The sequence below is a fragment of the Pseudomonas sp. G3-19 genome, from assembly GCF_054855875.1.
In genome coordinates this window covers 928,699-954,088 of the sequence record NZ_JBMPIQ010000003.1, presented here as the reverse complement: position 1 = coordinate 954,088, position 25,390 = coordinate 928,699, and the positions used below count along the sequence as shown (strand labels likewise).

General features: G+C 61.1%; 18 protein-coding genes. 5 read left to right on the top strand and 13 right to left on the bottom strand.

Annotated features, from left to right (window positions below; translation table 11 throughout):
* Positions 1-82: 82 nt before the first annotated feature.
* Positions 83-2,080, bottom strand: coding sequence for an alpha-1,4-glucan--maltose-1-phosphate maltosyltransferase (locus tag ACOYXI_RS04440; protein ID WP_461674408.1), 1,998 nt, complete (start codon positions 2,078-2,080; stop codon positions 83-85).
* 217 nt (positions 2,081-2,297) lie between these two features.
* Here ACOYXI_RS04440 and ACOYXI_RS04435 point away from each other — a divergent pair, with 217 nt between their 5' ends.
* The gene (locus ACOYXI_RS04435) at positions 2,298-2,456 is read left to right on the top strand and encodes a hypothetical protein (RefSeq protein WP_461674407.1); all 159 of its coding nucleotides are present in this window, start codon (positions 2,298-2,300) and stop codon (positions 2,454-2,456) included.
* A gap of 40 nt (positions 2,457-2,496) precedes the next feature.
* Here the strand turns inward: ACOYXI_RS04435 and ACOYXI_RS04430 are convergent, their stop codons facing one another.
* Complete coding sequence (locus ACOYXI_RS04430; RefSeq protein WP_027613723.1) at positions 2,497-3,009, bottom strand: MgtC/SapB family protein; 513 nt, start codon at positions 3,007-3,009, stop codon at positions 2,497-2,499.
* A gap of 123 nt (positions 3,010-3,132) precedes the next feature.
* On the opposite strand from ACOYXI_RS04430, the gene ACOYXI_RS04425 reads away from it, so the two are divergent.
* The 3 genes from ACOYXI_RS04425 (at position 3,133) to mapR (ending at position 6,636) form a co-directional block, all read left to right on the top strand.
* Positions 3,133-3,381, top strand: coding sequence for a DUF3203 family protein (locus ACOYXI_RS04425; RefSeq protein ID WP_134786282.1), 249 nt, complete (start codon positions 3,133-3,135; stop codon positions 3,379-3,381).
* Between the two features lie 195 nt (positions 3,382-3,576).
* The gene (ccoG, locus tag ACOYXI_RS04420; protein WP_097090108.1) at positions 3,577-5,007 is read left to right on the top strand and encodes a cytochrome c oxidase accessory protein CcoG; all 1,431 of its coding nucleotides are present in this window, start codon (positions 3,577-3,579) and stop codon (positions 5,005-5,007) included.
* Positions 5,008-5,226: 219 nt separating this feature from the next.
* Positions 5,227-6,636 carry a GntR family transcriptional regulator MpaR gene (gene mapR / locus ACOYXI_RS04415; RefSeq protein WP_008087199.1) on the top strand — a complete coding sequence of 470 codons (1,410 nt, stop codon included), beginning with the start codon at positions 5,227-5,229 and terminating at the stop codon, positions 6,634-6,636.
* A gap of 142 nt (positions 6,637-6,778) precedes the next feature.
* Here the strand turns inward: mapR and ACOYXI_RS04410 are convergent, their stop codons facing one another.
* From ACOYXI_RS04410 to tpx, 7 genes are all read right to left on the bottom strand, one after another.
* On the bottom strand, positions 6,779-7,525 hold the full coding sequence (locus ACOYXI_RS04410) for an SDR family oxidoreductase (protein ID WP_007968514.1): 747 nt from the start codon (positions 7,523-7,525) through the stop codon (positions 6,779-6,781).
* Between the two features lie 243 nt (positions 7,526-7,768).
* Positions 7,769-9,850 carry a putative bifunctional diguanylate cyclase/phosphodiesterase gene (locus ACOYXI_RS04405; RefSeq protein WP_134786281.1) on the bottom strand — a complete coding sequence of 694 codons (2,082 nt, stop codon included), beginning with the start codon at positions 9,848-9,850 and terminating at the stop codon, positions 7,769-7,771.
* 288 nt (positions 9,851-10,138) lie between these two features.
* On the bottom strand, positions 10,139-11,608 hold the full coding sequence (locus ACOYXI_RS04400) for an efflux transporter outer membrane subunit (RefSeq protein ID WP_098963916.1): 1,470 nt from the start codon (positions 11,606-11,608) through the stop codon (positions 10,139-10,141).
* Positions 11,605-14,712 (bottom strand): efflux RND transporter permease subunit, encoded by a 3,108-nt coding sequence (locus ACOYXI_RS04395; protein ID WP_027613729.1) that lies wholly within the window; start codon positions 14,710-14,712, stop codon positions 11,605-11,607. The genes ACOYXI_RS04400 and ACOYXI_RS04395 overlap by 4 nt, the downstream gene beginning before the upstream one ends.
* Before the next feature lie 142 nt (positions 14,713-14,854).
* Complete coding sequence (locus ACOYXI_RS04390) at positions 14,855-17,950, bottom strand: MdtB/MuxB family multidrug efflux RND transporter permease subunit (protein WP_098963914.1); 3,096 nt, start codon at positions 17,948-17,950, stop codon at positions 14,855-14,857.
* Entirely contained in the window at positions 17,947-19,254 is a 1,308-nt protein-coding gene (locus ACOYXI_RS04385; protein ID WP_135295701.1) for an MdtA/MuxA family multidrug efflux RND transporter periplasmic adaptor subunit, read from the bottom strand. The genes ACOYXI_RS04390 and ACOYXI_RS04385 overlap by 4 nt, the downstream gene beginning before the upstream one ends.
* Before the next feature lie 175 nt (positions 19,255-19,429).
* Positions 19,430-19,930, bottom strand: coding sequence for a thiol peroxidase (gene tpx / locus ACOYXI_RS04380; RefSeq protein ID WP_003224497.1), 501 nt, complete (start codon positions 19,928-19,930; stop codon positions 19,430-19,432).
* Positions 19,931-20,262: 332 nt separating this feature from the next.
* Between tpx and ACOYXI_RS04375 the strand changes: the two genes are divergently transcribed.
* On the top strand, positions 20,263-20,688 hold the full coding sequence (locus ACOYXI_RS04375) for a YciI family protein (protein WP_047602197.1): 426 nt from the start codon (positions 20,263-20,265) through the stop codon (positions 20,686-20,688).
* A gap of 122 nt (positions 20,689-20,810) precedes the next feature.
* Here the strand turns inward: ACOYXI_RS04375 and ACOYXI_RS04370 are convergent, their stop codons facing one another.
* From ACOYXI_RS04370 to ACOYXI_RS04355, 4 genes are all read right to left on the bottom strand, one after another.
* Complete coding sequence (locus ACOYXI_RS04370) at positions 20,811-21,482, bottom strand: DUF3313 domain-containing protein (protein WP_139054513.1); 672 nt, start codon at positions 21,480-21,482, stop codon at positions 20,811-20,813.
* A 328-nt stretch (positions 21,483-21,810) separates the two neighbouring features.
* Positions 21,811-22,785, bottom strand: coding sequence for a hypothetical protein (locus ACOYXI_RS04365; protein ID WP_135295697.1), 975 nt, complete (start codon positions 22,783-22,785; stop codon positions 21,811-21,813).
* A 307-nt stretch (positions 22,786-23,092) separates the two neighbouring features.
* On the bottom strand, positions 23,093-23,572 hold the full coding sequence (locus tag ACOYXI_RS04360; RefSeq protein ID WP_096797324.1) for a DUF934 domain-containing protein: 480 nt from the start codon (positions 23,570-23,572) through the stop codon (positions 23,093-23,095).
* Positions 23,569-25,242, bottom strand: coding sequence for a nitrite/sulfite reductase (locus ACOYXI_RS04355; RefSeq protein WP_461674406.1), 1,674 nt, complete (start codon positions 25,240-25,242; stop codon positions 23,569-23,571). Before ACOYXI_RS04355 ends, ACOYXI_RS04360 begins: the two co-directional genes overlap by 4 nt.
* Positions 25,243-25,390: the final 148 nt, after the last annotated feature.

Here is a 25,390-nt window from a genome sequence, read left to right as displayed (position 1 = left end):
CAGTTTTACCCGGTTGTTCTTTGTGGCTGCTGCGCAGCCAGTCGGGGATAAATCCCCTCACCACAAGTTTTTGAGCAAGGTCTTACGCGGCAGTAATCCGCCAGATCCCGAACGGCTGGTACGCCGGGTCAATGCGCATGAACTGATACTTGCCATGCCAGTCCCAGCGATGCCCGTTCATCAAGTCCTCACCGTGGGTGGTCGCGTCGTCGGGCAGACCCATCTCCCACAGCGGCAGTTCAAAATTGGCTTCCTGCACGTTGTGCGGATCGAGGCTCACCGCCACCAGAATGAAATTGCTGCCGTCAAAGCTGCGCTTGCCGAAGTACAGAATGTTGTCGTTCCACGCGTTGTAGATTTTCAACCCCAGGTGCGTGTGCAGCGCCGGGTTCTGCCGGCGGATGCGATTGAGCTGGGCGATTTCGGCAATGATGTTGCCCGGCGCATTGAAGTCGCGGACGCGGATCTCGTACTTCTCCGAATCGAGGTATTCCTCCTTGCCCGGCACCGGCGCCGCTTCGCACAACTCATAACCGGAATACATGCCCCACAGGCCCGAGCCCATCGTCGCCAGCGCCGCGCGGATCAGAAACCCCGGCCGCCCTGATTCATGCAGGAACGCCGGGTTGATGTCCGGCGTATTGACGAAAAAGTTCGGCCGGTAGCATTCGCGCCACGGCGACTCGTTGAGTTCGGTGAAGTAGGCCGCCAGCTCGGACTTGGTGTTGCGCCAGGTGAAATAGGTGTAGCTCTGGCTGTAACCGACCTTGCCCAGGCGCGCCATCATCGCCGGTGTGGTGAACGCCTCGGCGAGGAAGATCACTTCCGGGTGCAGTGCCCGCACATCGGCAATCAGCCATTGCCAGAACGGCAGCGGCTTGGTGTGCGGATTGTCGACGCGAAAGATCTTCACACCTTCGTTGACCCAGCCGACGACGATATCGCGCAGCTCGACCCACAGGCTGGGGATGGCATCCGGCGCATAGAAGTCGACGTTGACGATGTCCTGGTACTTCTTCGGCGGGTTTTCCGCGTATTTGATCGTGCCGTCCGGGCGCCAGTTGAACCAGCCTGGATGCTGCTTGAGCCACGGGTGATCCTGCGAACACTGGATGGCGAAATCGAGGGCGATTTCCAGGCCATGCTCAGCGGCAGCGGCCACCAGCCGGCGGAAGTCTTCGCGAGTACCGAGCTGCGAGTGAATCGCCTCATGGCCACCCTCCTCGCTGCCAATCGCGTACGGACTGCCCGGATCATCGGGACCTGCGGTCAGGGAATTGTTGCGGCCCTTGCGGTGGGCGCGGCCGATCGGGTGGATCGGCGTGAAGTACAGCACGTCAAAACCCATGTCCTGAATCATCGGCAGGCGCGAGTGCACATCGTTGAATGTACCGTGACGCTTGGGATCGTCGGTGATCGAGCGCGGAAACAGCTCGTACCAACTGGCGAACTCGGCCAGTTCCCGTTCGACATCCACCGGGAATTCGGCGCTCAGGCTCAGATAAGCGCGGTGATCGGCCTGCGCCATCAATTGCGCACTGCGCGAGTGCAGAAACAGCGCCACCTGCTCGGTTTCGAGCAGGCCGGACAATTCATGATGCAAGGCGGCGAGCTGTTCGCTGAGCTGACCGTCGCTGCGCTCGGCGGCCTGCAGCACCATGCTGCGGCCTTCCTGCAGTTCGAGCGACACCGGGACGGCGGCGTTGTGCTTCTTCTCCAGTTCGTACTGGAAACTGGCGAAATGGTCGATCCACGCTTCGATGCAGTACAGATAGCGACCCTGGCGGTCCGGACGAAACTGCCCCTGCCAACTGTTATTGCCCAGCTCGCTCATCACCTCGCTGTGCCAGGACTCTTCGCCCTCGGCACGCCAGCGGATGCGCACGGCCAGCTTGTCATGGCCGTCGGCGAAGACCTTGCTGGTGACGATCACGTCACGCTCGACAATCGACTTCACAGCAAACTGCCCGCCATCGAGGGTCGGCATGGTGTTTTCGATCACGATGCGCGGCAGCAGCAACGCCTGCGACAGCGGCATGTGCGGGTTGTAGCTCTGCTCTGAAGGTTTTTCAGCAGACATCGAGCATCTCTCCTTAACGCCCCAAGGACGCTCTTGTGCCGGAACAGTGTTCACAATGAGGCACCGGCCCCGACTTGAACTCACTTAGGTTCCGAGCGACCGGCGCGGGGAAAAGTTCACAGGGATTTGTCTGGACAGAAAAGCGGATCGAATTCATCACACGGTGGTCAATCCACTTAAGCACTTCTCACGCCATGTGCCACACGGAGGTCTACAGATGAACATCCCGATCCCGGCCGAAACGCCTGATCCGAACATCGACAACCCAGCCCTGCCCGAGACCGAGCCACAGCCGATTCCCGAGCAGGAACCCCCAGGCACCACGCCACCGCCAAAGGAAGAACCGCCGACGACGATGCCCCCCGTGATCGTTTAAGCACCCAGCCGATCGTTCCCACCATCATGGGAACGATCGGTTACAGGTGCTGGTTTTTCTCCCCATCCTTCTCAAACATCCTGACCACCCGTGGCATCACGCTGAAAATTCCCAGCGCCAGCAAAGTGCTGAGCAGCGCCGTCGCTTCCCTGCCCAACCCGGCCGCCACGCCGATCGCCGCCGTCATCCACAACCCGGCTGCCGTGGTCAGTCCTTTCACATGCCCTTCGTCACCTTCCTGATTCTTCAAAATCGTACCGGCACCGAGAAAGCCGATCCCGGCGATCACTCCCTGCAACACCCGGCTCATCGCATCGGATTCGGCCCCTGAGGTCTGCGGCACCAGCACAAACAGCGCCGCCCCCAACGCCACCAACATGTGCGTGCGCACCCCGGCGGCCTTACCCTTGTGCTCGCGTTCGAAACCGAGAATTCCGCCCAGCACCGCCGCCATCAACAGGCGCACGGTGATGCGCGTCAGTTGCGAGGCATCGCCGACATCGGCGAACTCCGCTTGCAGCGTCACCCACACTTCATGCCACCAGGCGTTCATCGCTCCCTCCTTTCTTATTGGTCGTTAGTGGATGGACAGCAGCGACCATTAATCAGTTGCGCAGAACGATCGGCAAAGCACGCGCCCTAACCTCTCAGGTACTCATGAAAAAAGGACAGCCTCATGCCCGTTCGAATCGATGAATCCAATCCCGAATCCAAAGTGTGTTTTTTCACCGTCGAAAATGGCGAGGAAATTCGTATCTGCGACACGCTGGAAGTCAAAACCGATAGCGAAAAAGCCATGTCGTTCGTAGAGATTGAAGGCCGGCGCGTTTACATCACCGAAGCAGAAGCCGATGCACTGACCGTCGCCGGCGCGAAAGACGGTCGCAAGCACCTGAAGGCCGATGAGAGTGATTCGGTGATTTGACTGACCCGGATCAACATCCGGCGCAGACGCCTGCGATAGGCGTTTGCGCCTGCGCCTGCGGGCTGCTTCAAGTTGTCGCAGGATGTGTACCAAACGCCATCTGATACGCTTTTTATTCAAATAGCTGAGTCTGTTATGCAAACAGATCGGCGCTCATAGTTCGTCCGCCTGATGGAGGCTGATGAGCGAATGACCATGAGCGAACAAATCCCCGTCCGAACCGTAGAAGCAAGCCCCACCATAAAAAATGTGCCTGGTCGCCCGATGAAGGCGAAGGCCGGCTCCACCGACAATCACATCCACACCCGCAGTTTCACCGGCCTGTTCCGTACCTTGCGCATCAGCGGCGCGGGCTTTCTGTTTCTGCTGTTCTTCGGCACCGTGTGGCTGAACTGGGGCGGTCGTCAGGCCGTGCTGTGGGACTTGGCCGAAAGCAAATTCCATATCTTCGGCGCGACCTTCTGGCCACAGGATTTCATCCTGCTCTCGGCGCTGCTGATCATTGCTGCGTTCGGTCTGTTCGCCATCACCGTGTTCGCCGGCCGGGTCTGGTGCGGTTACACCTGCCCGCAGAGTTCGTGGACGTGGATCTTCATGTGGTGCGAAAAAGTCACCGAAGGCGAACGCAACCAGCGGATCAAACTGCAAGCGGCGCCCTGGGGCCTGAACAAACTGGCGCGGCGCGCGGCCAAGCACACCCTGTGGCTGGCGATCAGCGTGATGACCGGGCTGACTTTCGTCGGCTACTTCACGCCGATCCGGCCGCTGGCCGAAGAGCTGTTCACCCTGCAGATCGGCGGGGTCAGTCTGTTCTGGGTGTTGTTCTTCACCGCCGCCACTTACATCAACGCCGGTTGGCTGCGCGAAGCGGTGTGCATGCACATGTGCCCGTATGCGCGGTTCCAGAGCGTGATGTTCGACAAGGACACCCTGGCTATTTCCTACGACGTCGCCCGTGGCGAAAACCGTGGCCCGCGCAAACGCGATGTGAAGCCCGCCGAGGCCGGCCTCGGCGACTGCATCGACTGCCAGTTGTGCGTGCAGGTCTGCCCGACCGGCATCGACATCCGCGATGGCTTGCAGATGGAATGCATCGGCTGCGCGGCATGCATCGACGCCTGTGATTCGATCATGGACAAGATGAACTACCCGCGCGGTTTGATCCGCTACAGTTCCGAGCGCGAATTGCAGGGCGGCAAGACCCACTTGCTGCGGCCACGGCTGATCGGCTACGTCGCGGTGCTGCTGGTGATGATCGGCGCTCTGGCGCTAGCCTTGGTCGAACGGCCGATGGTCTCGCTGGACGTGACCAAGGACCGTGGGCTGTTCCGCGAAAACGGTCAGGGCCAGATCGAAAACATCTACACCCTCAAGGTCATCAACAAGACCCAGCAGCGTCAGGACTACAACCTGAGCCTGGTGGATGGCGACGGCTTCCAGTTGCAGGGCAAGACCGAGCTGAGCCTGGCGCCGGGTGAGATCGTCGATGTGCCGGTGTCGGTGGCAATGACCACGGAGCGCCCGGCCAGCAGCTCGCAGACCTTGAGCTTCAAGATCGCCGACAGCGACGAGCCCGAGATTTATAGCGTGGCGAAAAGCAGGTTTGTGGCGCCGATGAATCGCTGAGCCGTTAGAATCCTCCCCCTCACCCCAGCCTCTCCCCCCAGGGGGCGAGGGGGAAAGGGAGCAGATCTCAGTGGCTTTCAAACCCGAGTTCGACTCCGGGCTTTCAAGTCGGCGTAACTCGAACATACAACCCGATCAGTCCCCTCTCCCTCCGGGAGAGGGCTAGGGTGAGGGGCTTTCCCTGACACCCTACACACCCAACCAGCACCAAGGCCCCCGATGAAACGCTACGAAAAATTCGCCGACGACATCGCTGAACTGATCCGCTCCGGCGTGCTCGGCCCCGGGCAACGGGTGCCGTCGGTGCGCTACGCCAGCCAGACTTACGGGGTCAGCCCGTCCACGGTGTTCCAGGCCTATTACCTGCTGGAACGTCGCGGTCTGATCCGCGCGCGGCCGCGCTCCGGTTACTTCGTCAACACCCACGCACCGAGTCCGTTCTCGGAGCCGGTGATCAGCAGCCACGTCAACGACTCCACCGAAGTCGACGTCAGCGAACTGGTGTTCTCGGTGCTGGAATCGATCAAGGATCCGAGCACCGTGCCCTTCGGCTCGGCGTTCCCCAGCCCGACCCTGTTCCCATTGCAACGGCTGTCACGTTCGCTGGCCAGTGCGGCGCGGGAGATGGACCCGCGCATGGTGGTCACCGACATGTCGCCGGGCAACCCGCAACTGCGTCGGCAGATCGCCCTGCGCTACATGGTTGGCGGCTTGATGCTGCCGATGGAAGAACTGCTGATCACCAACGGCGCCCTCGAAGCGCTGAATCTGTGCCTGCAAGCGGTGACCGAGCCGGGCGATCTGGTGGCCATCGAAGCCCCGGCGTTCTACGCCAGCCTGCAAGTGCTGGAGCGCTTGAAACTCAAAGCCGTGGAAATCCCCGTGCACCCGCGCGACGGTATCGACCTCGGCGTGCTCGCCCAGACCCTGGAGCGCCATCCGATCAAGGCCTGCTGGTGCATGACCAGTTTCCAGAACCCGATGGGCGCGACCATGCCCGAGGCGAAGAAACAGGAACTGGTGGAACTGCTGCGCCGGCATCAGGTGCCGCTGATCGAGGACGACGTCTACGCCGAACTCTATTACGGTCAGCAGGCACCGAAACCGGCCAAGGCCTTCGACACCGAAGGGCTGGTGATGCACTGCGGTTCGTTCGCCAAGAGCCTGGCCCCCGGCTACCGCATCGGCTGGGTCGCCGCCGGGCGTTACGCACAGAAAATCGAACGGCTGAAACTGATGACCTCGCTCTGTGCCTCGATGCCGGCGCAAGCGGCCATCGCCGACTACCTGCAACACGGCGGCTACGACCGCCACTTGCGCAAACTGCGCTACGCCCTGGAAGAACAGCAAAGCGCGATGCTCGCAGCGATTGCCCGCTATTTCCCGGCGCAGACCCGCGTCAGCCAGCCGGCGGGCGGCTACTTCCTTTGGCTGGAACTGCCACCGCAGATGGATTCGTTGAAGTTGTTTCAGATGGCATTGGCGCAGGGCATCAGCATCGCGCCGGGGCCGATCTTCTCGCCGACTCAGCGGTTCAGGAACTGCATTCGCCTGAATTACGGCAGCCCGTGGACCGAGGATTCGGAGAAGGCGATGGAGACGTTGGGGCGGATTGTGCGGTCGTTCTGACAGACAGATGTTGGGGCTTATGACGCCTTCGCGAGCAAGCCCGCTCCCACAGTAGACCGCATTCCATCTGGAGAAACGCGGTCTACTGTGGGAGCGGGCTTGCTCGCGAAGAGTCCAGATCAGGCAACACAAATCCCAACGATCAGCGCCCGCCACCCAAATCAACAAACGTCCCGGTCGCATAAGAAGCCTTGTCCGACAACAACCAGACAATCGCCTCCGCCACTTCATCCGGGCGCCCGCCCCGGGCCATCGGAATCGCCGACTCAAGCTTGCTGACCCGATCAGGATCGCCGCTCAGTGCATGGAAATCGGTATAGATATAGCCCGGACGCACCGCGTTGACCCGAATCCCCTCACCCGCCACTTCCTTGGACAGACCGATGGTGAAGGTGTCAAGTGCGCCTTTGGACGCGGCGTAGTCGACGTACTCGTTGGGCGAACCCAGGCGCGCGGCGACCGAGGAGACGTTGACGATGCTGCCGCCCTGCCCGCCGTGTTTGGGCGACATGCGCAGGATCGCGTGCTTGGCGCAGAGGATCGGCGCCAGGACGTTGGTTTTCATGATTTTAAGAATGCGGAATTCGGACATTTCATCGACCCGCGACTTGTGCCCGACGGTGCCGGCGTTGTTCACCAGCGCGGTGACCCGCCCCAATTCGGTGTCGACCCGCTGAAACAGCGCGATCACTTCGTCTTCGATGCTGACATCGGCGCGTACCGCAATGGCTTGCGCCCCCAGCGCCCGCACTTGCTCCAGCACGCTTTGCGCGGCCTGTTCATCCGACTGATAGTTGATGCAGATCCGATAGCCCTGCCCGGCAGCCAACAACGCCGTAGCGGCGCCAATTCCGCGCCCGCCACCGGTGATTACCATGACTTTATCCATGCTGGCCCTTCCCCCCAATGCACACGTAACAGTCGGGTTGAAGAATAACCGCCATTGGGCGGTTTTGCATGGGCTCTGTCAAAGACAAAACCCTGCATGAGACTGAGATGTTTTTTGTGGCGAGGGAGCTTGCTCCCGCTCGGCTGCGAAGCAGCCGTGATTCCGGGCAACACAGTAAAACCGAGTAAAAACGCGGCCGCTTCGCGCCCCGGCGGGAGCAAGCTCCCTCGCCACAGAATGCAGTCAGACTGCCGCCAAAGCCTCTCCACGGGCAATGTTCTGCATGAACGCATCCGCCGGCATCGGATGCCCCAACAGATAGCCCTGCAACGAATCACAGCCCAACTGCGTGAGGAAATCCTGCTGCACGCCGGTCTCCACCCCCTCGGCAACAATGCGCAAACCGAGTGCCTGGCCCAACGCCACAATCGCCGAGACGATGGCCGCGTCATCGCTGTCGTGCTCCAGATCGCGGACAAAACCGCGGTCGATCTTCAGCTCGTTGGCCGGCAAACGCTTGAGGTACATCAGGCTCGAATAACCGGTGCCGAAGTCGTCGATCGACAGGTCGACGCCCATGTCGGACAACTCCTGCAACACCTTCATGCTCGCATCCGCGTCGCTCATGGCCGTGGTTTCGGTGATCTCCAGGGTCAGGCTGTTGGCCGGCAGGTGGTGGGTCGCCAGCGCCTTGGCCACGCTCTGCACCAGCCCCGCGTGGCAGAACTGCAAGGCCGAGAGGTTCACCGCAATGCGCCAGTCGGTGTAACCGAGCACGTACCATTCGCGCATCTGCCGGCAAGCTTCGTTGAGCACCCATTCACCGATGGCGATGATCAGGCCGGTCTTCTCCGCCAGATCGATGAACTTGTCCGGCAGCAACATGCCCTGGGTCGGATGCTGCCAGCGCAGCAGCGCTTCGGCACCGACCGGACGACCACTGATGGCGTCGAATTTGGGCTGGAAATACAGGCTGAACTGACTGTGTTCCAGCGCGGCGCGCAGGTCCTGCAACAGCTGCAGCTGCTTGCGCGCGTTGCTGTTCATCGAAGCATCGAAGAAGCTGTAACCGTTTTTTCCGCTGCCCTTGGCGTGATACATCGCCGCGTCGGCATTCATCAGCAGTTCCTGGGCGCTCAGGCCGTTACCCGGGTACAGGGCGATGCCGACGCTGGCAGAAATCTGCAAGTCGTGCTCGGCCACGCGGAACGCCTGACCGAGCAACCCGACCTGACGCGCAGCCAGTCCCAGAGCATCGTCGGGTTCGCTCAGACGCACCAGCAGCACGAACTCGTCGCCGCCAATTCGCGCGAGCGTATCCTGACTGCGCAGATCTTCGCGCAGGCGCACCCCGACTTCACGCAGCAACTGGTCACCCATGTGGTGGCCGAAGGCATCGTTGACCGGTTTGAAACCGTCCAGATCGATGAACATCAACGCAAAACAACCGCCCTGCTCCTCGACCTTCTTCATCGCCTGATTAATCCGGTCGTCCAGCAGCATACGGTTCGGCAGACCGGTCAGGGTGTCGTGCAATGCCAGTTGCGTCAGTTCACGGTTGGCCAGGGTCAGCGAATGCGCCAGATCGGCGGTACGCGCTTCAAGGCGCGCATCGAGAATCGAAGTGAGCAAGGCGATCGACAGCACCGCCAGCGTGGTGATCAGCACCAGATTGTCGAGGCCGTTGCCTTTTAGGCCGTCGAGCGTTGCGCCGCAGAAACTGCCATCAGGAAACTGCGCGGCGGCCATGCCGGTGTAGTGCATGCCGACAATCGCGATGCCCATGATCACTGCCGCACCACCACGAATCAGACGTACATAAGGCGAGTGCTGGCGCAGGCGGAAGGCGATCCATAACGCCGCCGCCGAGGCCCCGACCGCGATCAGCAATGAGGCGCCGAACAGGGTCGGGTCGTAATCGATGCCAGGCGTCATGCGCAGCGCGGCCATGCCGGTGTAATGCATTGCACTGATGCCGGCGCCCATGACCAAAGCGCCAAAGGCCAATTGCAAAATCGGCAGTTTCGGCTGGCTGACCAGCCACAGGGCAAACCCGCAGGACAGCACGGCAATCAGCAGCGACAGCGCGGTAATCGCAATGTCGTAGCCCAGGTCGATCGGCAGCTTGAAGGCCAACATGCCGATGAAGTGCATTGACCAGACGCCGACCCCCATCGCCAGTGCACCGCCGGCCGTCCAGAAATGCACTGCGCGCCCACGGGCGCTGGCGATGCGCCCGGTCAGATCGAGCGCGGTGTAGGACGCGAGGATCGCCACACACAAAGAAATGAAAACCAGGGTGAAGGAATAATTACCGATGAGCATGAAGATTCTCGCGACCACCCGCGCCGTACTGCGTCCATTCTCGGCTGGGCAAATGCGGCGATTGTACTGATTGCGCGGAAGAACGCACTGACAAAGTAATCATTTTGCCATCAACCCGATGAAACGCTTGTTTGATGGTTTTGCGAGGCTCTGGCCCGGGCCTCGTTCCCAGGATTCCGGCAATCAGCGCGATTGATGTGGGAGCGAGCCTGCTTGCGAAAAAGCCAGCACGTTCATCGCAGATATCGACCGAACTGACGGCTTCGCGAGCAGGCTCGCTCCAACGGATCAGCGATTGTCGCTGACATCGAGTTGTCCGTCCCAGCCGCCACCCAGCGCCGCAATCAATTGCACACTGGCGATCAAGCGGTTCTGCAGAATGTTCAGCACAGTCCGCTCGTTGCTCAGCGCGGTGGCTTGCACCACGACCACATCGATGTAAGCAATCAACCCGGCCTTGTACTGGTTCTGGGTCAGGCGCAGCGAGTCGCGTGCAGCATCCAGTGCTTCCTGACGCACCGCCGCTTCGTCTTCATACACCTTCAGTTGCACCAGATAGTTTTCCACTTCACGGAAGCCGTCGAGCACGGTCTGGCGGTACTTGGCAACGGTCTGGTCATACACCGCCTCGGTACGGTCAACCTCGGCCGAACGAATACCACCGTCGAATATCGGCAAATCCAGTTTCGGCCCGACCGACCAGAAACGGTTCGGCAGCGTTAAAAGATTTTTCGAGGTACTGCTGCTGTAGCCGCCGCTCATGCTCAAGGTCAGATCGGGGTAGTACGCCGCTTTGGCCACACCGATATTGGCGTTGGCGGCAATCACCGAACGCTCCGCCGAGGCAATGTCCGGGCGGCGTTCCAGTAGCTGCGACGGCAGGCTCAGGGGAATCTGCGGCAGATTCGGAATGTTCTGCGTTTCAGCGATGCTGAATTCTGCCGGCGCCTGCCCGGTGAGCACGGCGATGGCATTCTCAAACTGCGCCCGCTGCCAGATTAAATCCACCAGATCGGCCTGGGTGGTTTTCAACTGGGTCTGCGCCTGCGCCACCGCATCGCGCCCGGATATCCCCGCGCGGTACTGGTTCTGGGTCATTTGCAGGGATTTTTCGTAGGCCGCGACGGTGGCTTCGAGCAGACGCTTCTGCTGATCGATAACCCGCAATTGCAGGTAGTTCTGCACCAGTTCCGACTGCTGACTCAGGCGCATCGCGGCCAGATCGGCAAAACTCGCCTGGGCGCTGGCCTGGTCGGCTTCCAGGCCTCGGCGCAATTTGCCCCAGATATCCGCTTCCCAACTCACGCCCAACTGCGCGTTGTAGGTGTCGCGAATGCCGCTGGCGGAACTGCTCAGGCTCGAACTGCTGCTGCCGGTGCCCTGGCTGGAGCGGGTCTTGCCCACGCTCAGGTCGACACTGGGATAAAACGCTCCACGGGCACTCCGCACCAAGGCCTGGGCCTGACGAAACTGGGCTTCGGATTGCGCCACGGTCTGGTTGGAACTGTTGAGTTTTTCGATCAGACCATTGAGTTGCTGATCGCCATACAACTCCCACCAGGCACCGCGCGCCAGCGAATCGCTCGGATTGGCCTGACGCCAGCCTTTGGCCTCTTTGTATTGCGCGACCTCGGCGGTCTGCGGACGCTGATAGTCCGGGCCGACGGCGCAGGCACTGAGCATCGCCACGCACAGTGACAGACTCAACAGGCGCGAACCGCGCGCAGTGGCCAGATTGAGAAGCGAACGGTCAGTCATAGCGGAGTTTCCAGAGCGGCGTCAGTACGCACGCCACGCCACTTGTTGAAGCGGTGGCGCAGCTTGTCGAGATAGAGGTAAACCACAGGCGTGGTGTAAAGGGTCAGGACCTGGCTGAAGATCAGGCCGCCGATGATGGTCAGGCCCAACGGCTGGCGCATTTCTGCGCCTTCCGCGCGGCCGAGCAGCAACGGCAAGGCGCCGAGGATCGCCGCCAGGGTGGTCATCAGAATCGGCCGCAGCCGTTGCAGGCAGGCGCTGCGGATCGACTCCAGCGGCGACAGGCCCTGATGGCGTTCCAGTTGCAGCGCCAGGTCGATCATCAGGATCGCGTTTTTCTTCACCACCCCGATCAGCAGGAACAATCCGAGCAGGGAGATCAGGCTGAACTCGCCGCCCAGCGCATAGATCGACAACAGCGCACCGACCCCGGCCGACGGCAAGGTCGAGAGAATCGTCAGCGGGTGAATGTAGCTTTCATACAGCACACCGAGCACCAGATACACCGCCAGCAGCGCACCGAGGATCATGAATGGCTGACTCTTCTGCGTGGCGGCAAAGGCATCGGCGGTGCCGGCCATTTTCGCGATCACGTCTTCCGGCAGACCGACCTTGGCAATCGCCCGCTCGATCGCAGCACTGCCCTGCTCCACGGTCACGCCTTCAGCCATGTCGAACGCGATGCTTTCGGAGGCGAACTGGCCTTCGTGGCTGACGCGGTCGTCTTCCAGGCTGTTTTCGTAATGGGCGATGGTCGACAACGGAATCCGCGCACCGTCAGCGGTAATCACCTGCACCTGATTGAGCGTCACCGGATCCTGCGCGTATTTCGGATTGACCTCCATCACCACCTGATACTGGTTGAGGCTGTCGTAGATCGTCGAAATCTGCCGCTGGCTGTAGGCGTTGTTCAACACCGCCGTGACCATGTTCATGTCGACCCCGAGGCGCTTGGCCTGATCGCGGTCGACAATCAACGTCACCTGCTGCGCGCCGCGCCCCTCGCGGGCATCAATGGCGGTCAGCTCCGGCAGTGCGCGCAGCGCGGTCACCACTTTCGGGTACCACTCGCGCAACGCCCCCAGATCGCCGCTTTGCAGGATGTAGCTGTATTGCGAGGTGGTCTGCTCGCGACCACCGCCGAATTGCAGATCCTGATCGGCCATCAGCATCAACTGGGCGCCGGGCACCTTGGGCATTTCCTTGCGCAGGCGCTCGATGACTTTCTGCGCCGACAGGTTGCGCTCCTTGATCGGCTTCAGGCGTACCAGCATGAACGCGTTGTTGGTGCCGTTGGTGCCGCCGATGAACCCGGCGACGCTTTCCACTGCTTCGTCCTTGAGCACGGCGCGGCGGAAGGTTTCCATTTTCGGTTGCATCACGCTGAACGACAGACCGTCGTCACCCCGGACGAAACCGATCAACTGGCCGGTGTCCTGCTGCGGCATGAACGTCTTCGGCACCACCACGTACAGCGCGACGTTGACCCCGACCGTAATGATCAGGCTGAGCAAAGTCAGACGGCGGTGGCGCAGCACCCAGTCGAGGCTGGTCGCGTATTTGCCGACCATCCAGTCGTTGGCGCGGCGACTCCAGCGTTGCAGGCGGTTTTCCTGGCCCGGCGTGTGCGGCTTGAGCCAGCGGGCGCAGAGCATTGGCGTCAGGGTCAGCGAGACCACCAGCGACACCACGATGGCTGCTGCCAGGGTGATGGAAAACTCACGGAACAGGCTCTCGACAATCCCGCCCATGAACAGGATCGACAGGAACACCGCCACCAGCGACACGTTCATCGACAGCAAGGTGAAACCGACTTCCTTGGCCCCGAGGTAGGCAGCCTGCATCGGTTTGACGCCTTCGTCGATGTGCCGGGAGATGTTCTCCAGCACCACGATGGCATCGTCCACCACCAGTCCGGTAGCCAGAATCAGCGCCATCAGCGACAAGTTGTTCAGCGAGAAGCCATAGAGGTACATCACCGCAAAGGTGCCGACCAGCGACACCGGCACTGCCAGCGTCGGAATCAGCGAGGCGCGGAAATTCCCGAGAAACAGGAACACCACCAGAATCACCAGCGCCACGGCAATCAACAGGGTCATTTCCGCTTCGTGCAACGTGGCCTTGATCACTGGCGAGCGATCCATTGCCAGGTTCAGTTTGACGCTGGCCGGCAGTACCGCTTGCAGAGCCGGCAACTGCGCCTTGATCTCGTTGACCGTCTCGATGATGTTGGCGCCGGCCTGGCGGTTGATCACCAATAGCACCGCCGCGTCATCGTTGAAGAAACCGCTGTTGTAACGGTCTTCGACGCCGTCGCTGACCTTGGCCACGTCCTTCAGGCGCAGGGCTGCGCCGTCCTTGTAATGGATGATCAGCGACTCGTAATCCTTGGCTTTCTCCAACTGGTCGTTGGCCTGGATCTGCCACAGGCGCTCGCCGTCTTCGACCGAGCCCTTGGGCCGGCGCACGTTGGCCCCGGCGATGGTCTTGCGCACATCGTCGAGCGCCACGCCGTACTGGTTAAGCGCCTGCGGTTCAAGTTCGATACGCACCGCCGGCAGCGAACTGCCGCCGATCTGCACTTCACCGACACCCTGCACCTGGGACAGGCTCTGCGAGAGGATGGTCGAGGCCAGGTCATAGAGCTGGCCTTTTTCCAGCACATCCGACGTCAGCGACAGCACCATGATCGGCGCCTGCGACGGGTTGACCTTCTTGTAGGTCGGCATGCTGCGCATCCCGCTCGGCAACAGGTTGCGTGAAGCGTTGATCGCCGCCTGCACTTCCCGCGCCGCGCCGTTGATATCACGGTCGAGGTCAAATTGCAGAATGACCCGGGTCGAACCCTGGCTGGAACGGCTGCTCATGGTGTTGACACCGGCAATCGCCCCGAACGAGCGCTCCAGCGGGGTCGCCACCGTGGACGCCATCACCTCGGGACTGGCGCCGGGCAGACTGGCCTGGACCACGATCACCGGGAAATCCATTTGCGGCAGCGGCGACACCGGCAACAGACCGAAACTGACACCGCCCAGCAGCATGATCGCCAGACTCAGGAGCATGGTCGCGACCGGGCGCTTGATGAAAGGACCGGAGAGGTTCATTGACCGCAATCCCCAACATCACACCAGTCCCTTGTGGGAGCGGGCTTGCTCGCGAATACGGTCTGACATTCAACATTCATGTCGCCTGATACAGCGCTTTCGCGAGCAAGCCCGCTCCCACAGGGGGAATGTGTCCAGACAGTCATACCGGTACCTCTTTGGCATTGGTTTTGCCGAAGCGCCGACCCAGACGGTCGAAGTACAGATAGATCACCGGCGTGGTGAACAGCGTCAGCACCTGGCTCACCAGCAAGCCGCCGACCATCACCAGACCCAGTGGCTGACGCAACTCAGCCCCGGAACCGGTGGCGAGCATCAACGGCACGGCGCCGAACAACGCTGCCAGAGTGGTCATCAGAATCGGCCGGAAGCGCAGCAGCGCCGCCTGATAGATCGCCTGCTCCGGCGCCATGCCCTGGGTGCGTTCGGCGTCGAGGGCGAAGTCGATCATCATGATCGCGTTCTTCTTGACGATACCGATCAGCAGGATGATGCCGATGATCGCGATCATCCCCAGGTCATTGCCGCTGAGCAGCAACGCGAGCAAGGCGCCGACCGCCGCCGACGGCAGGGTCGAGAGAATGGTGATCGGGTGGATGTAACTTTCGTAAAGCACGCCGAGCACGATGTACATGGTCACCACCGCCGCCAGAATCAGCAGCAAGGTGCTCGACAGCGACGCCTGGAACGCTTCGGCCGCGCCCTGGAACTGGGTCTGCACGCCAATCGGCATGCCGATGTCCTTCTGCACCTGATCGATGATATCCACCGCATGTCCCAGCGCCACACCGGGAGCCAGGTTGAACGACATCATCACCGCAGGGAACTGGCCGATGTGGGTGATCGCCAGTTGCGCCTGACGCTCCTCGACATGGGCCAGGCTCGACAGGCGCACCTGCGCACCGTCAGTGGTCTTGACGTGAATCTGGTCCAGCGCCGCCGGGCCGATCTTCTCCCCGGCCTGCGCCTGCAGCACCACGCGGTACTGGCTGGCCTGGGTGTAAATGGTCGAGATCTGCCGCTGACCGAAGGCGTCATACAGCGCATCGGTGATGTTCTGCACCGAGACACCGAGGCGCGAAGCCGCATCGCGGTCGATCACCAGATAGACCTGCAGGCCTTTATCCTGCAAGTCGCTGGCAACGTCGGTCAGTTCCGGACGCTGGGCCAGGGCTTCGACCAGACGCCCGCTCCATTGGCTGAGCAGTTCGGCATCCGGCGAGGACATGCTGAACTGGTATTGGGTGCGGCTGACCCGATCCTCGATGGTCAGATCCTGCACCGGCTGCATGAACAGACGGATGCCGACCAGTTTGTCCAGTTGCGGTTGCAGGCGCGCGATCACCTCGGTGGCGCTCAGGTCACGCTGGCCATGCGGCTTGAGGTTGATCAGCAAGCGACCGCTGTTGAGCGTGGCGTTGTCGCCGTCGACACCGATGTAGGACGACAGGCTCTCCACCGCCGGATCTTCGAGAATCACTTTGGCCAGCGCCTGCTGGCGCTCGCCCATGGCCGCGAACGAAATCGACTGCGGCGCTTCGGAGATGCCCTGGATCACCCCGGTGTCCTGCACCGGGAAAAAGCCCTTGGGCACCACCATATAAAGGAACACCGTCAGCGCCAACGTACCGATAGCCACCAACAGGGTCAGCGGCTGGTGTTTGAGCACCCACTGCAACTTGCGCCCGTACGCGGCGATCATCCAGTCGATGACCGCGCCACTGGCCCGGTAGAAGCGGCCCTGTTCGTGGGCCTCCGGCTCACGCTTGAGCAAGCGCGCGCACATCATCGGCGTCAGGGTCAGCGAGACCACCAGCGAAATAAGGATCGCCACCGCCAGAGTGATGGCGAACTCGCGGAACAGCCGCCCGACCACGTCAGCCATGAACAGTAGTGGAATCAGTACCGCGATCAGCGACAGGGTCAGCGAAATCAAAGTGAAACCGATCTGTTTGGCGCCTTTCAGCGCTGCCTGCATCGGGCTATCACCCTCCTCGATGAAGCGCGCGATGTTTTCCAGCATCACGATCGCATCGTCGACCACAAAACCGGTGGCGATGGTCAGGGCCATCAAGGTCAGGTTGTTGACCGAGAAGCCGGCCAGGTACATCACGCCAAACGTACCAATCAGCGACAGCGGCACCGCCACCGACGGGATGATCGTCGCACTGGCACGCCGCAAAAACAGGAACGTCACCATCACCACCAGCGCAATGGCGATCAGCAGTTCGTGCTGCACGTCAGTCACCGAGGCGCGGATGGTCTGGGTGCGGTCGGTGAGCACGGTAACGTCGAGGCCGGCCGGCAGGTTGTCGGTGATGCTCGGCAGCAACGCCTTGATCCGGTCGACCACCTCGATCACGTTGGCGCCCGGCTGACGCTGGATGTTCAGCAACACTGCCTGATTCTGATTGGCCCACGCGGCGAGACGTTCGTTCTCCGCGCCGTCGACGATTTCCGCCACATCCTTCAGACGCAGCGGCGCGCCGTTCTTGTAGGCGAGGATCAGGTTGGCGTAGTCCTTGGGCGACGTCAGTTGGTCGTTAGCGTCGAGCATCGAGACCCGGGTCGGGCCGTCGAAGTTACCTTTCGGCTGGTTGACATTGGACGCGCCGATCAGGGTGCGCACGTCTTCCAGGTTCAGGCTGTTCGCCGCGAGGGCTTCCGGGTTGACCTTGATCCGCACCGCCTGCCGCTGACCGCCGGCAATGCTGACCATGCCGACGCCGCTGATCTGGGCGATCTTCTGCGCCATGCGCGTATCGACCAGATCATTGAGCTTGGGCAGGAGCATGGTTTTCGAGGTGATCGCCAGGGTCAGCACCGGGGTATCCGCCGGGTTGACCTTGTTGTACACCGGCGGCGCCGGCAGGTCGGTCGGCAGCAGGTTGGTCGCGGCGTTGATCGCGGCTTGCACCTGCTGTTCGGCGACGTCCATGTTGATGTCGAGGCTGAAGCGCAGGGTCAGCACCGAAGCGCCGCCGGAGCTGGTCGAGGCCATTTGCGTCAGGCCCGGCATCTGCCCGAACTGACGTTCGAGCGGCGCGGTGACGGCACTGGTCATCACGTCCGGACTGGCGCCGGGGTACAGGGTCATGACGCGAATGGTCGGATAATCGACCTGCGGCAATGCCGAGACCGGCAGCAGGCGATAAGCAATCAGGCCGGCCAGAACAATGGCCAGCATGCTCAGGGTGGTGGCTACCGGACGGAGGATGAACAGCCGCGAAATGTTCATGCGCCCTTCTTGGCCTTGTCAGCCGCGGCGGCGTCCGGTGCACTGGCGGCGGGTTTGCCCTGCAGGTGCCCGGTCGGGGTTGTCGGCACGTCATTGCTGTCGTTGACCACTTCCACTTCGCTGCCTTCCTTCAGGCGGTCGGTGCCTTCCAGCACCACGCGATCGCCCGCGGCGAGGCCTTCGGTGACCACGGTGTTGGTACCGTCACTGGCGCCGATCTTCAGTTGGCGGATGGTGACTTTCTTGTCGCCGTCCAATGCGTAAACGAACGTGCCGTTGGTGCCGAACTGAATCGCCGCCGACGGTGCGAGTACCACGCCTTTCAAGGTATCGGCCAGCAGATGGACGTTGACGAACTGATTGGGGAACAGCGACTGGTCGCGGTTATCGTAACGGGCCTTGAATTTCAGGGTGCCGGTGGCGACGTCGATCTGGTTATCGAGACTTTGCAGCACGCCGCTGGCCTGGATCTTGGTATCGCCGCGATCCCATGCCTCGGCCGGCAGTCTGGCGCCGCTGTGGTAGCGCGCCAATACGGTTTCGAGACTGTTTTCCGGCAGGGTGAAGACCACGCTGATCGGTTGGGTCTGAGTGATGACCGCAAGGAACGTGGTGTCGTTGGCGGCGACGAGGTTGCCGACGTCGACCTGACGCAGACCGACGCGACCGGCAATCGGTGCGCGGATCTTGGTGAATTCGAGATTGAGCTTGGCGTCGTTGACCGCCGCCTGATTGGTCTTGACCGTGCCCAGGTACTGGCCGACCAGCGCTTCGGCGGTGTCCAGGGTCTGCTTGGCGATGCTGTCTTCCTTGTACAGGCCGCGATAACGCTCGACGTCGACCTGTGCGTTTTTCAACTGCGCCTGATTCTGCAGCAAGGTGCCTTCAGCCTGGAGCAAGGCGTTCTGGTACGGACGCGGATCGATCTCTGCCAGCAGGTCGCCGGCCTTGACCATCTGCCCTTCCTCGAAATTGATCTTCACCAGTTCACCGCCGACCCGGCTGCGCACGTTGATGGTGTTGAGCGCAGTCACCGTGCCCAGTGCCTTGTAATACAGCGGGAAGTCGCCCGTGACCGCCGGCGCCACACGCACCGGAATCGGCCCGGCCGCACCGCCGAAGCCTGGCCGCATCATCCCCGAACGTCCGGCATGGCCGCTCGCCGCCTTGTCGGCGCCCTCCTTGTGGGCCGAACCGGCGGGCCAGAATTTCCAGCACAGGACGGCGATGACCAACAGGACGAGCAGGCTGATCAGCCAGCGACGGGAGTTGCGAGGGGACGATTGCATGGATTGATTAACCATTGGGCGCGTGGGCTTCTTTTACGGGAGGCTGAACGATAAGCACTGATCGGATTTAAGCAAAGCAGCTTTACCGGCAATTTACCTTCAACTTACGTTTCAAGGTGTGAGGCAAAACACTGATACACAAATGAAAACGGCCTGGACAGGGCCAGGCCGTTAACAATTGTAAAAGCGCTTATTTCAGAACGGCGAGTGCTGCGTCGTAGTTCGGCTCTTCAGCGATTTCCTTGACCAGTTCGCTGTGCAGGACGTTGTCGTTCTCGTCCAGCACTACCACGGCACGGGCGGTCAGGCCTTTGAGCGGGCCGTCAGCGATGGCTACGCCGTAGTTTTCGATGAATTCGGCACCGCGCAGGGTCGACAGGTTCTGCACGTTTTCCAGACCTTCGGCGCCGCAGAAGCGTGCCTGAGCGAATGGCAGGTCAGCCGAGATGCACAGCACCACGGTGTTGGCCAGTTCGTTGGCCTGAGCGTTGAACTTGCGTACCGAAGTGGCGCAGGTCGGGGTATCAACGCTTGGGAAGATGTTCAGCACTTTGCGCTTGCCGGCGAAGCTCGCCAGGGTGACGTCGGACAGATTGCCGGCAACCAGGGAAAAGGCTGGCGCCTTGGAACCGGCTTGTGGCAACTGGCCGTTGACTTGAACCGGGTTGCCTTTGAGGGTGACTTGAGCCATGACTTTAGTCCTTCTTAACGTGGTGATTGAGCATGCAAGAGGCCGAAGTTAACCACGAAATTGTCCGACGACCTATGCCCTGCATGAAAATTGTCAGGGGCCTGCGCAAAAAATTGTATACAACCGCAAATCCTGTGGGAGCGAGCTTGCTCGCGAAAGCAATCTGCCAGTCAACGCTATGCTGAATGTGCCGCCGTCTTCGCGAGCAAGCTCGCTCCCACAGTGATCTTCGCGGAGCTTGAGTTTGCATCATTTACTTAGGAGTTCTGTCGATTCGTGAGGTGCCCGTTCGACTAAGCAGTGAATCAACCCCATTCCCTGGAGAAACCACCATGCGATTCATGATCCTTGTCAAAGCCAGCGCCGACTCCGAAGCCGGCATCATGCCCAGTGAAGAGCTGATCACCGCCATGGGCAACTTCAACGAAGAACTGGTCAAGGCCGGCATCCTCATCGACGGCAATGGCCTGCACCCGAGCAGCAAAGGCGTCCGCGTGCATTTCTCCGGCGCCCAGCGCAGCGTCATCGACGGCCCGTTCATCGAGACCAAGGAGCTGGTGGCCGGGTACTGGATCTGGGAAGTCAAATCGAAGGAAGAAGCCATCGAATGGGTCAAGCGCTGCCCGAACCCGATGCCGGGCGATTCTGATATCGAGATCCGCCAGATATTCTCTGCCGAGGATTTCGGCGCCGAGTTCACGCCTGAGGCGCGGGCGCAGGAAGAGCGTGTTCGCGAGCAAGCGAAGAAAAACCTGTAATCCCTGCCCCCTGTAGGAGCTGCCAAAGGCTGCGATCTTTTGATCTGGCTTTTAAAAAATCAAAGTCAAAAGATCGTCCGATCGCGGCCCGAGCCTGCGGCAGCTCCTACAAAGGCCCCAGCTTATTTGGACTTGAGCTTCACATACATCTGACGCATGTCATTGGCCCAGCCGTCGATCACAGGTTTGACGTCGGAGGCCTTCATCGCTTGAGTTTCATTTTCCAACGGTTTACCGGTGCCTTTGCGCACCACTTGCGCCACCACCTTGTTGCTCGCACCGTCGAGGAACACCGCTTCGGTGGCCAGGGTGGTTTCCTGATCGCGGATACCGCTGGCGGTGCTGACCGCTGCCGCGACCAGAGCGACCGGGATCACTTCATACGCGTGCAGGCCTTCGGTCTTGCTGCTCACGGCAGTGATCGCCGCCCGCACCACAATCACCCCTGGGCCGGGGCCGTTGGCCAACGGCAGATCCTTGCTGATTTCACGCTTGAGCGCCTGATCGTAATAGGAGGTGATGCCGTTGAGGGTCTGCTGCGAAATCTTTGCGGTCGGTTGCGGCTTTGGATAGAGCTGGGTTGGCTCGATGTACACGCTGGTGAACTTGCTGATGTCGACCTTCGGATCGATCCAGCGCATCACCTCGGCGCCGGACGGCGATTTGGCCTCCTTGAGCTGGCTGTAGTCCTTGAGAAAGCCGGAATACTCATCGGGAGCGACGGTTTTGCTGGAGCAACCCACCACCCCAAGGGTGGCGATGCAAAGGGTGCCCATCATTACTGCTAGCTTCATGCTGTAACTCCTGTCAGAAGGCCTGAATGTGCGTATGGGGGAGTTACAGGTATAGCTAAAAGCGCGGCGATTGCGTTGCAAAACCACAAAATTCATACGAGACCCCGCGCGGCTTGGCAAACCTCATTTAAGCCACAGATGCAGATACGACTTAAGGCTGGAAGAAGATGAACATGGGGGATCCGGCGCTGAAGTGATCGCTGATCCCTTGTGGGAGCGGACTTGCTCGCGAATGCATTCCCTCAGCCAACATCAAGGGTGACTGATGTACCGCATTCGCGAGCAAGCCCGCTCCCACAGGGTCAGTGTTGGTCTCGAACACTGAGTATTACCAGGAAGACGTCGCCCCGCTCTTCAACGCCATCTCGCGCCGGCTGTTGGCGCGCATCGCCTTGATCAGCGACACCGAGCCCACCAGCAGAATCGCAGCGCCGAACAGGAAGTCGATGTTGTACAGCTGGAAGTCCTGCACCGGCCCGACCAGCAGCACCCGCACCACGGCAATCGTCACCAGCGTGGCGAGGAAGTCGATCCCCGGCTCGTCACGATAGAACACGTGCAACAGCGGCAGGCACAGCACCAGCAGGAACAACAGCACCACGACCTTGAACGAGCCTTTGCGCTCGACGCTGAACGCGCATTCGTGCGGGCCGTAGGCCTTGTAATCCTCGTCGCGGATCATCGAGTTTTTCTCGTTGATGTACTCGACGCGGTTGTACTTCTGGATCGGCGTGAAGGTGTTGGACATCTCCATCAGCGTGGTGATGTTCTTGAAGCGCAGGTCGATGCGCTCGCTGCCCTTGAGGTAATACAGCACCGGTTTGTAGCCGTAGCGATAGGTGTCGAAGGGGAAGTCGGTGACCTGGCCCTGGACGCCGATCGGCCGTGGCTCAAGCTCGGCGTAGGCGCTTTTCGTTGGAGACGCGAGGTTGCGGCTCAGCGGCTGAACCTTGACCTGTTCGAGGAAGATCGGCGTCACGCCGTACGACCACTGCAACGGTTCCAGGCGCAGACGCAGTTCGTTGCGGCCCAGATCGTAACGGTTGAAGGTGCGTTCGGAGACCACCAGCGAGCCACTGAGCATGAACTCGCCGCGCAGGTTGTTGGTGACGCGCAAGGTCAGTTGATCCTTGCCCAACAGCGCCGCTTCGGTGGACGGCGGCGCGCCGCACCACGCGGTGCTTTCACCGGCGCCGCCCAACTGGCCGTCGCGGTTTTCCTTGAACACATAGAAGTAACTGGCCCACAGCGTCAGCATCAACAGCAACGCCGTGAGGCCCAAAATCTTTTTGCCCGCACTCACTACCCAGACTCCCTTCTTCGTTCCGTCGTCCAGCCGAAAACCCGCTGGCGACGGGGACTCTACCAAAAGGCCAGCATCGACCCAAGGAAAAATCCGGGAATGGTGCGGGATGTAAGGGTTTCCCCTGTAGAGAAGGGGCCGCTAGGCAATTGTGGTGAGGGGATTTATCCCCGACCGGCTGCGCAGCGGCCGCAGAACCAGCCAACAGGTTTTAGCTGAAGAAATGCTTCGGCAGATTTTAGGTCTGCTTCGCAGCCCATCGGGGATAAATCCCCTCACCACAAAGTATCTATCAAGCAATGGATATTCAGCGTCTGCGGAACAACGGGCGTGGCTCAATCACCGAGCGGCCGTACAGTACGCTCATGCCGGCTAGGCCCTTCAATGCATCTTCAGCCGATTTGTCCTCGCGTACCGCGAAGCTGTCGAACCCGCACTGGCGCATATGACTGAGCTGATCGCGCAACACATCGCCAATCGCGCGCAACTCGCCAGCCCAGCCAAACCGGCTACGCAGCAGATACGCCTGACTGTAGGCGCGACCGTCGCGAAAGCTCGGAAAATCCAGGGCAATCAGCGGCAGCGAGGCCAGCCACGGCACCACGCTTTCGACCTCATCGTCAGGCCCCAGCCACACCGCGTGGGTCGAGGGCGATTGCAGCCAGTGCGCCAGCGGCAAGATCAACAATCCTTGCGGCCTGCCCTGCTCCGGCTCGCGAACCAGCGTCCATGGGTCGTCCTCGATCAGGCGTGCGACACCTTGCTCCAGACGCAGCAGATTGTTCATGCCGACGCCTCCAGCACTTTCGGGTAGACGCGTTCCTTGAAAGGCTCCAGACCAATGCGCGCCACGGTGTCGACAAACAATTCCTCGCTTTCGCGGTATCGCACAAAAGTGCCGATGATCCGTTCGATCACCTGCGGCACTTCAGTCGCGCTGAAGGACGGGCCGATGACTTTGCCCAAGGCGCTGTTTTTGCCCTGCGCGCCGCCAAGGGTGATCTGATACCACTCGCTGCCGTTCTTATCGACGCCGAGGATGCCGATATTGCCGATGTGGTGATGGCCGCAGGCGTTCATGCAACCGGAGATGTTCAGGCTGATGTCGCCCAGATCGTGCAGGTAGTCGAGGTTGTCGAAACGCGCCTGAATCGCCTGGGCAATCGGGATCGACTTGGCGTTGGCCAGCGCGCAGAAATCGCCGCCCGGGCAGGCGATGATGTCGGTCAGCAGGCCGACGTTGGCGCTGCCCAGATTGCGCTCGCAGGCCAGTCGCCAGAGCTCATACAGCTCAGACTTCTGCACATCGGGCAGGACGATATTCTGCTCGTGGGCAATGCGAATCTCGCCGAAACCGAAGCGCTCCGACCAGTCGGCCACCGCCAGCATCTGCAATCCGGTGACATCCCCCGGCGGTGCGCTCAGCCCCGGTTTGGTCGACAGCACCACGCTGGTGTAACCCGGTTTCTTGTGCGGCTGCACGTTGCGCGCGACCCAGCGGGCGAACGCCGGGCTTTCAGCCAGATGCGTGCCGAAATCCAGATCGGTTTCGGCCAGGGTGTGATAGATCGGCGGCACGAAGGCACTGGCGACCCGCTCGTATTCAGCCTCGGTCAGCTGCGCCGGGCCGTCCTTGAGGTGCTGCCATTCTTCCTCGACCTCTTTGGCGAATGCCTCGATGCCCAGCGCCTTGACCAGAATCTTGATCCGCGCCTTGTACTTGTTGTCGCGCCGGCCATGGCGGTTGTAGACCCGCAGGATCGCTTCGACGTAGGACAGCAGATGCCGCCACGGCAAGCCTTCGCGGATCTGCAGACCGAGGATCGGCGTGCGCCCCAACCCGCCACCGACGATCACCCGCAGCAGCATCTGCCCGTCGCGCCCCGGATAAAGATACAGGCCGATGTCATGCATCATGATCGCCGCACGGTCCTGCTTCGCCGAGCAGATAGCGATCTTGAACTTGCGTGGCAGGAAGAGGAACTCCGGGTTGATCGTCGACCATTGCCGCAAGATCTCGGCCAGCGGGCGCGGGTCGATCAACTCGTCCGCCGCGACCCCGGCAAACGCCTCGGTGGTGATGTTGCGCACGCAGTTGCCGGAGGTCTGGATCGCGTGCATGTTGACCTGCGCCAGGCGTTCAAGGATGTCCGGCACCTGCGCCAGTTCGATCCAGTTGAATTGCAGGTTCTGCCGCGTGGTGAAGTGGCCGTAGCCGCGATCGTAATCGGCGGCGATGCTCGCCAGCGTGCGCATCTGCTCGGCACTCAATGTCCCGTAGGGAATCGCCACGCGCAGCATGTACGCGTGCTTCTGCAGGTAGAGGCCGTTTTGCAGACGCAGCGGCAGGAACTCTTCCTCGCTCAACTCTCCGGCCATGAAGCGCTCGACCTGATCGCGAAATTGCGCAACGCGCTCGAACACCAACGCCCGGTCGTAATCATCGTATTGATACATGCAGCGGCTACCCCATCAGGTTTGATCCCAGATCAAAACTGTGGGAGCGGGCTTGCTCGCGAAAGCGGCGTGTCAGCCAACAGAGTCGTTGCCTGACACGCCGCTTTCGCGAGCAAGCCCGCTCCCACAGGATTTTCCCCGACTATGG